We start from the raw sequence: 7,668 nt of genomic DNA, 5'->3' as shown, positions 1-7,668 counted from the left end.
GATCTTTAACGAGCAAAGTAGACAACCCCTTTGGTGAAAATTAACCACATAATTAACTTCGCTAAAGGTGCAGGAAAATCCTGTTATATGATCTTGCCGTCGTAGAAAAAATATCGATTTTTCAGACTTTATCTGCAGAAATTGCTCCCACGTTATGTTAGTATAGTAGCTGAAGTAAGTGTTGTCTATCAATTATTATGCAGGTTCTCTTTCATTTGGAGATATTAGTAAATATCAGTTAATGTCATCGCTATTGACTTAACCTGTACAAATGCCGCGGCCGAAGTGTATAAGCAAACACAACAGCTTGGCAAACATGTCGATCTGCTTGTCAACAATGCTGGCTTTGGCTTGAGCGGAGAGTTTCTAACCCATTCAACGGACAATTATCATCAACAGGTTACTTTGAATATTACGGCTGTTGTTGAGTTACCGCATTTCTTTTTACCTGCTATGGTTCAAAAGGGTGAAGGTGCCATCATTAATTTGGCTTCCTTATTGGCCTTCTTCCCGTTCCCCTATTGCTCCGTGTACAGTGCAACCAAAGCTTTCGTACTCTCGTTCACTGAATCCTTATGGGAAGAGTATCGTCATAAAGGTATTAAGTTCTTGGCCCTATGCCCTGGACCTACGGATACGAAGTTTTTTGATACAGCCAAGGAAGTTGAAACGAAAACGAAGCGGACCCCTGAACAAGTCGTTGATACGGCATTGAAAGCCCTTGGCAAACATAATACTTACGTCCTTGATGGGGGCAACAATGTGTTAACTGCACTTCTCGCTCGGATTCTCCCAAGGGAATCGATTCTTAAGATATTTGGGGCGGCTATTCGTAAATCTACGCAAAGTAAATCGTCCTAAAAAAAGCCCTCTCAATTAATTCCTCATGCCGATTGCTTTACTATCCTGATGGACTTTAGTAGTATAGCTAATATCGAATGAAACGAGGTGCTTGACGATGTCCAATGATGAAATCATTTTGACCCCTGAGGGTTTGCGCAGTTTAGAGCTAGAACTTGAGGATTTGAAAACAGTAAAGCGTAAGGAATTATCAGAACGTATCAAGTTGGCGATCTCCTACGGCGACCTAAAAGAGAACAGCGAATATCATTCTGCGAAGAATGATCAATCTTTCATGGAAACACGGATTCTGACGATTGAACGAATGCTCAAAAAGGCAAAGGTCGTGAAAAACACCGGCACTTCCAAGGTCCAAGTTGGATCCACGGTTGTTTTGAATGATGTGGAATTCGCGGAAAAAATCGAGTACAAAATCGTGGGCACATCGGAAGCTGATGTCAATGAGAATAAAATCTCCTACGAAAGTCCGCTCGGAATATCCCTAATGAATAAGTCTGTAGGCGATGTCATTAGTGTGAATGCACCGATGGGGATCATCTCTTATGAGCTGCTCGAGATTCGGATCTAACCGCGATTTGTGTAGTATCGCACAACAAAGAAAAGCAGGCAGTAACTAGACATTCTAGTTATTGACTGCTTTTTTCATTGTGTCGATTGTAGAAACGCAAGCGCCTTCTCCATCTTCTGTATGTAGGAGGTGTCCGAGCTGGAACACATCCATTTCACCTGAGCATTTCCCATTTCAAGTAACTGATCGCGCTCCTCCAAAACTTGCATCAAGCGATTCACTGTACCTCTGCTGCCATCTACAATTTCAATATGGCTAGGCAGAATCCGGCTCAAAATCCCTTGATAAAATGGATAATGCGTACAACCAAGCACGACAGTTCCATAGGTACTCAGGTCAAAAGGCTCCAATGTAGCCATGAAGTAGTCTATCATTTGCTGGCCGTCAAAGATGAGATTTTCGCAAAATCCCACGAGTTCTGCAAGCGGGAGCGAATCTACCATGCCCATATCATCAATCCGGGATACGAGCTCTCTATATTTCGCTTCCTGCAGCGTCAGCGGCGTTGCGAATACGAGCACCCTTTTACCAGATGAACGATTCATCTCCAAGGCTGGCTTCACTGCGGGCTCCATCCCAATGATGGGGAGCTTATAGATTTTTCTTAACTCCGCGATCGCGATACTGGTTGCTGTATTACAGGCGATCACAAGCGCCTTAATCTCTTCTTGAATAATCGCATCAACAGATTGCTTGACGAAGGTCAGAACTTCATCTTTCGATTTCGTACCATAAGGCACATGCGCGGTATCTGCAAAATAAATAAAGTCCTCATGAGGCATTCTGTTCATGGCTTCGTTTAGAACCGTGATTCCTCCGAGCCCGGAGTCAAAAAAAGCTATTTTCATCCTATTCACCCTAATTCGTATCGTTCTGTCCTATAGACTAGAGTAGTCCTGCTGTAATAAGACCATTTCGTACGCCTTCTTCATCCACATGTGTTGTTACGTGATCCGCGTAAGGCAATAAATCCTTATGCGAATTGCCCATTGCGATACCGAAACCGACATAAGAGAGCATCTCCATATCGTTCAGACCGTCTCCGAAAGCTACCGCATCTTCTGGCTTCAAGCCTACCAACTCCAGCATTGCGGCGATGCCTTGTGCCTTGGATCCGCCAGCGGGCAGCACATCCATCGCATGTTGGTGCCAACGGATAAGCTTAAACTCCGAAAGCAAGCCTTCGTACAAATGTTCATCCTTCGCTTCACAATGGAGGAAAATTTGATAAATATCGTTCGACTTCCAAAAATGCGGATCATAACTTGGCAAATCAACCTTCAATGAGGATACGGAGCTGTTCACAAATGGATGATCTTCCGCATCCGTCGCAAAGGCATGCTCCCCTTCAAATACAAGCGAATGCTGGTTTGCTGCAGCAAGTTCAACCAATGCTTCGATAGCGCTTTTTGCGATCACACGGTGGTAAAGAGGCTCACCTTTGTAAACCGCATAGCCGCCATTTAAACATACATAGGAATCAATCCCCAGCAGCTCAGCCAAAGGCTTAATGAAATAAGGGGCTCGTCCAGTTGCTATAACGGGCTCGATGCCGCTCTTTTTTAACTCGTGAATAGCCTTGACGGTGCTTTCTGGCACCTGCTTGTCCTCATTGATTAACGTACCGTCGATATCAAAAAATACAATTTTGTACACAGTAGGGTTCTCCTTTTCATTCGGAAGCAGCACCTGCCGCTCCTTCTCTCTTTCTCTCAATTAAACACCATATGCCGAGAAAAAACAAAGAAAAAAGAGAATCCCTTGGGCTTCTCTCCCGCTATGCCTATACGATGCTGTCGATGATACCATAGGTCAAAGCCTCTTCCGGACTTAAGTACCAATTCCGCTGATGCTCCTTCACACTGTCCAGCTCTTCGGCTTGCAAATTGGTTTTGGACAAAATGTACTCATCATAAATATTCTGCAATCGCTGCGTTTCATCCACTCGATTCTTCAAATGCTCTAAATGTCCATCAATATGTGTTGAAACGGAATGATACATGAAGGTACTCAACCTACCTGCGTGCCGTTTGTGCCCACTGACCGCGATCAATAGGCTCATACTTGCCGCCAGTCCGTACACATAGGTGTGAATAGGGGTTTTGCTGTTCTCAATCACATTGATAAGCCCGAAGCCATCGTAAACACTGCCTCCATTGCTGTTAATGATTAGATCGATTGGCAGGCGTTTGAAGTCCTTTTCCTTCTTATCTTTGTCATCATCATATTGATTAATTTTCATGATTTGCTCGACAATCATTTTCACAGAAGTCTTATTGATGCCATCGAATAGATAAAGGGTTCTGTCACTCATAACATGCCTCCAGTCCGTATGGCCTTGTATTACAGTAGTCTATTCTCGAATTGTAACCTTTGTAACTAGTTGAACACTATTTTCAGATTTTTGGGCGAGAAGGGGGAGTGCGGCTGGAAATGCCTTTTCCACTGTGGAAGGGGAAAGTAGATGCCTAATTGGTCAGAATGCAGGCGATTTCGTAGTATTGACATCCACCTCCACCTACTCGAAAGGGAACGAGGATACGCTATCCGAGCATTGTGTAACATATTTGAAATTAAAGGGAACGTGAGTGCACTATTTCATTTCTTTTGCTCTGATTTTGCCATTTCCGATAAGATTAGAGCATCCTCGTTCCCCTTGATCTCACTTTAGTCTGTTTTTGAGTTCAATAGTGCTCTGACGTTCCCTTTCATAATTCTACTGACCTCCACCTCCACCTACTCGAAAGGGAACGAGGATGCGCTATCCGAGCATTGTGTAACATATTTGGAATTAAAGGGAACGTTAGTGCACTATTTCAATTCTTTTGCTCTGATTTTGCCATTTTCGATAAGAATAGAGCATCCTCGTTCCCCTTGATCTCACTTTAGTCTGTTTTTGAGTTCAATAGTGCTCTGACGTTCCCCTTCATATTTCTACTGACCTCTACCTCCACCTACTCGAAAGGGAACGAGGATGCGCTATCCGAGCATTGTGTAACATATTTGAAATTAAAGGGAACGTGAGTGCACTATTTCATTTCTTTTACTCTGATGTTGACATTTTCGATAAGAATAGAGCATTCTCGTTCCCTTTGATCTCACTTTAGTCTGTTTTTGAGTTCAATAGTGCTCTGACGTTCCCCTTCATATTTCTACTGACCTCTACCTCCACCTCCACCTCCACCTCCTCCTACTCGAAAGGGAACGAGGATGCGCAATCCGAGCATTGTGTAACATATTTGGAATTAAAGGGAACGTGGGTTCACTATTTCATTTCTTTTGCTCTGATTTTGCCATTTCCGATAAGAATAGAGCATTCTCGTTCCCCTTGATCTCACTTTAGTCTGTTTTTGAGTTCAATAGTGCACCTACGTTCCCCTTAATTAGCTAGACATGGAGTTGATAGCTGCGCGCGCGTTCTTTACCGCTTGATACAATCAATAATTGCATATCACACAAGCTGTGCAAAAGTGTCCTAGCGTGTCTTTTGCTAACTTTAAGATGTTCAGATAGTTCTGGAGCAGTGAATGGACGGAGTTTTCTCCTAGCGAAGCGAATAATTTCACTTTCTAGCCAAGGTAGCGTTGAAGATACATCTGTTGAGATGAATTTGCCAATTAGCGAGAGTATGAGCTGCTGGCACTGTTTCGGCGCTTCGACGATCGAAGGGTATGCAATGGGGAGAACGAGCCAGCCGTCTAACGCAAGGTGGGAGTGCCGAATGCAAAGGTCCTTGAACCTCCACAGCTCAAGATCACGTGCATGCGTGCCGTAGCCTTGGATTTCGATGCAGCCTTTTGCATTCCCCGGCATATAAGCAAAATCGATATAGCGATAGCCGTTCGCAAAGTCACGAACCTCCCATTCTGGGTACAAGTCATTGAAGTTGCCAACTTGTGCATACCATATGGATCGGAGAAATTCCATTTCCGCATGACCTAGCCCACGTTCTAACCGTTCCCGTCTGCGATTGTTCGTCTCTTGGGCTACTTGTTTTGCCATAAATGTCTCAAATGCTTGTTCAAATTTCATCATATCCATCTCCTCCATATGTTGGTTCAAAACAAAACGCCGCTCTCCACACGATCTCTGAAAGGAATAGCTCCTCAGAAACCATGAAGAAAGCGGCGTGTGCTTCACGACCAGCTTAACATTATTTAATTTAAGTATACTTGGATTGTTGCTTTCTTGCCAATTCATCGTACTAAGGGGTCACACAACCCTATTCATTCCTCATCAGTTTGAAGTTGGTAGTCTACCAGTGACACCTTCCCATCATCCAAGACTTGAACGCCCTCTGCTTCCAACAAAAACCGCTGCAGCTGTGCACCCTCATCATCCTTGATCGCGATTTCTCCTCGGACGTTGAGGACTCTGTGCCAGGGTAGACGGTGTTTTTTGCTCATGGCATGCAGAATGCGCACAACTTGCCGAGCTGCTCTTGGACTCCCAGCCTGCCGAGCAATCTGGCCATATGTCATCACTTTTCCTTCGGGTATGGATCGGATGACTTGGAGAACCCTCTCCGTAAAAGGTGTCATTGTACCGGAAGGAACTTGATGCATACAGGCTGAGACATCTCAAGTACACTGCCTGTTGGGACTAGCTTCCCAGTCGACTCGTCGCGCGCAAAGCTAACGATGTTGTCGGAGTCTTTATTCGCTACAAGAACAAATCGTCCGTCAGGCGAAATCCCGAAGTTACGTGGATGCTTCCCTAAAGTTGGGGCATATTCCACGACTGATAGTTTTCCTGTTTGCTCGTCAATAGCATACACCACGATGCTATCGTGTCCGCGGTTGGAACCATAAAGGTAACGTCCGTCAGGTGAGACGTGGATGTCTGCGCACCCATTTTCGCCATCGTAGGAGGCTGGTAGGGTGGGAATCGTTTGGATTTCTGTCAGTTTACCGTGTTCCTCATCATAGCTGAATGCTGTAACCGTAGAACCGAGCTCATTAATCACATACCCGTACTTGTAGGAGGGGTGAAAAGCAAAATGGCGCGGCCCTGAACCAGGCGCAACAGACACTTCGCCATGTGGTAGAAGACGTTTAGCAGTAAGATCAAGTTTGTATAAAATAATTTTATCAAGACCTAAATCACATGCACCTATGTATTGATTGGCTCGATCTACGAAAACGGAATGCGCGCGCGGCCGATCCTGAACCGGAAGAAGGCTGGCACCTTGATGCTGCTGAATATCAGCGGAAGTCCCGATTTGTCCATCGGATAAAATAGGAGATAAACCAACCATACCACCATGATAACTGGTAACCATCACCACTTTATTCGTGTTGTCTAACTGGATGTGGCAAGTCGTTGCAGGAAGGGTATTTTCCTGGTTAAGCAAAGATAATTCGCCTGTTTCTTGCTGAATCTCGTAGGCGCTAGCTGCTCCGCATTTCTGACCTTCTGAACCAACACCCTCAGCTAGTGCGTATAATCGCCAATTTGCTGCATCGACAGCTAGAAAGGTTGGATTTTGGAGACCCGTTACGTTATGGGTAAGCGCTAAGCTACCTGTTTCTGCATCAAATTGTGCCGTATATACCCCCGGATTCTTCGCATCGGCGTAGGACCCGATAAATGCCAAAGTTTGCTTCTTGTTTTGTTGCTTGACCACTGAAGTCACTCCCATTCATATCATTTCACTACGAGCATTATCTCAAATCCACATCGTGTGGGCAACTGTTTGGTGAACGAAGGAATGTGAAGTAGCTCAGATTAATGGGCTATTCGGAAACTGATGGGATTGCTAAAATTGGCGGATTCGCTGAGATTAGCATGTTAAAGTGACTAATATTTAGCTCACATTGGTGGGCTATCGGAAACTGATGGGATTCTTTAAATTGACGGGTTGTAGAGATTAGTATGTTAAATTGCCTAGTATTTCGTTCTAATTGGCGGCCTCCGAAACATCAAGAGGAACCTCATTGCACTATTCGCCTCCAAACCGCAGAAAACAAGATCAAGGGGAACGAGGATACCTTATTTACCGCTTAAACAGCCAACCTTGGTCAAATTTACTGGAATAGCGCATCGACGTTCCCCTTAGATTCAAATTCGACTAGAAACGCTCAAATAGTGAATCCTCGCTCCCTTTCGCGACTCGTGGGCCGCCCGTCAATCGAGTAGGAGGGGGCGGCTAGCCCCCGACCTCTCACACCACCGTACGTACCGTTCGGTATACGGCGGTTCATGAAACATTCCGTAAATCGTGGTATCTGTCCGCTAAA

The 7,668-nt window shown here is 44.8% G+C and carries 8 protein-coding genes; 2 read left to right on the top strand and 6 right to left on the bottom strand.

Annotated elements, in window-relative coordinates:
* The first annotated feature begins 231 nt into the window (after window positions 1-231).
* Together AC58P7_RS33055 and greA are read left to right on the top strand one after the other, a co-directional pair.
* Window positions 232-861: an SDR family NAD(P)-dependent oxidoreductase gene (locus tag AC58P7_RS33055; RefSeq protein WP_497350313.1), complete on the top strand. Its 630-nt coding sequence runs from the start codon at window positions 232-234 to the stop codon at window positions 859-861.
* A 97-nt stretch (window positions 862-958) separates the two neighbouring features.
* Window positions 959-1,429: a transcription elongation factor GreA gene (gene greA / locus AC58P7_RS33050; RefSeq protein ID WP_497350312.1), complete on the top strand. Its 471-nt coding sequence runs from the start codon at window positions 959-961 to the stop codon at window positions 1,427-1,429.
* 74 nt (window positions 1,430-1,503) lie between these two features.
* Here the strand turns inward: greA and murI are convergent, their stop codons facing one another.
* From murI to AC58P7_RS33020, 6 genes are all read right to left on the bottom strand, one after another.
* Window positions 1,504-2,277: a glutamate racemase gene (murI, locus tag AC58P7_RS33045; protein WP_497350311.1), complete on the bottom strand. Its 774-nt coding sequence runs from the start codon at window positions 2,275-2,277 to the stop codon at window positions 1,504-1,506.
* Window positions 2,278-2,314: 37 nt separating this feature from the next.
* On the bottom strand, window positions 2,315-3,085 hold the full coding sequence (locus AC58P7_RS33040; RefSeq protein ID WP_497350310.1) for a Cof-type HAD-IIB family hydrolase: 771 nt from the start codon (window positions 3,083-3,085) through the stop codon (window positions 2,315-2,317).
* Window positions 3,086-3,212: 127 nt separating this feature from the next.
* Window positions 3,213-3,743, bottom strand: a complete 531-nt coding sequence (locus AC58P7_RS33035) for an ATP-dependent Clp protease proteolytic subunit (protein ID WP_497350309.1) — start codon at window positions 3,741-3,743, stop codon at window positions 3,213-3,215.
* Between the two features lie 1,073 nt (window positions 3,744-4,816).
* A complete protein-coding gene (locus AC58P7_RS33030) occupies window positions 4,817-5,629 on the bottom strand; it encodes a transcriptional regulator (protein ID WP_497350308.1) in 813 nt (270 codons plus the stop codon).
* A gap of 26 nt (window positions 5,630-5,655) precedes the next feature.
* Window positions 5,656-5,970, bottom strand: coding sequence for an MGMT family protein (locus AC58P7_RS33025; RefSeq protein ID WP_497350307.1), 315 nt, complete (start codon window positions 5,968-5,970; stop codon window positions 5,656-5,658).
* Entirely contained in the window at window positions 5,967-7,055 is a 1,089-nt protein-coding gene (locus AC58P7_RS33020; protein ID WP_497350306.1) for a lactonase family protein, read from the bottom strand. Before AC58P7_RS33020 ends, AC58P7_RS33025 begins: the two co-directional genes overlap by 4 nt.
* Between the last annotated feature and the right edge of the window lie 613 nt (window positions 7,056-7,668).

This window comes from Paenibacillus sp. J22FR5 (assembly GCF_059691975.1).
This window is presented reverse-complemented; position numbering and strand designations above follow the sequence as displayed.

Excerpts from the sequence above, each read along its gene's own strand:
- AC58P7_RS33025 (WP_497350307.1), bottom strand. The coding sequence starts at position 5,970 with ATGACACCTTTTACGGAGAGGGTTCTCCAAGTCATCCGATCCATACCC.
- AC58P7_RS33035 (WP_497350309.1), bottom strand. The coding sequence starts at position 3,743 with ATGAGTGACAGAACCCTTTATCTATTCGATGGCATCAATAAGACTTCT.
- AC58P7_RS33030 (WP_497350308.1), bottom strand. The coding sequence starts at position 5,629 with ATGAATTGGCAAGAAAGCAACAATCCAAGTATACTTAAATTAAATAAT.
- murI (WP_497350311.1), bottom strand. The coding sequence starts at position 2,277 with ATGAAAATAGCTTTTTTTGACTCCGGGCTCGGAGGAATCACGGTTCTA.
- greA (WP_497350312.1), top strand. The coding sequence starts at position 959 with ATGTCCAATGATGAAATCATTTTGACCCCTGAGGGTTTGCGCAGTTTA.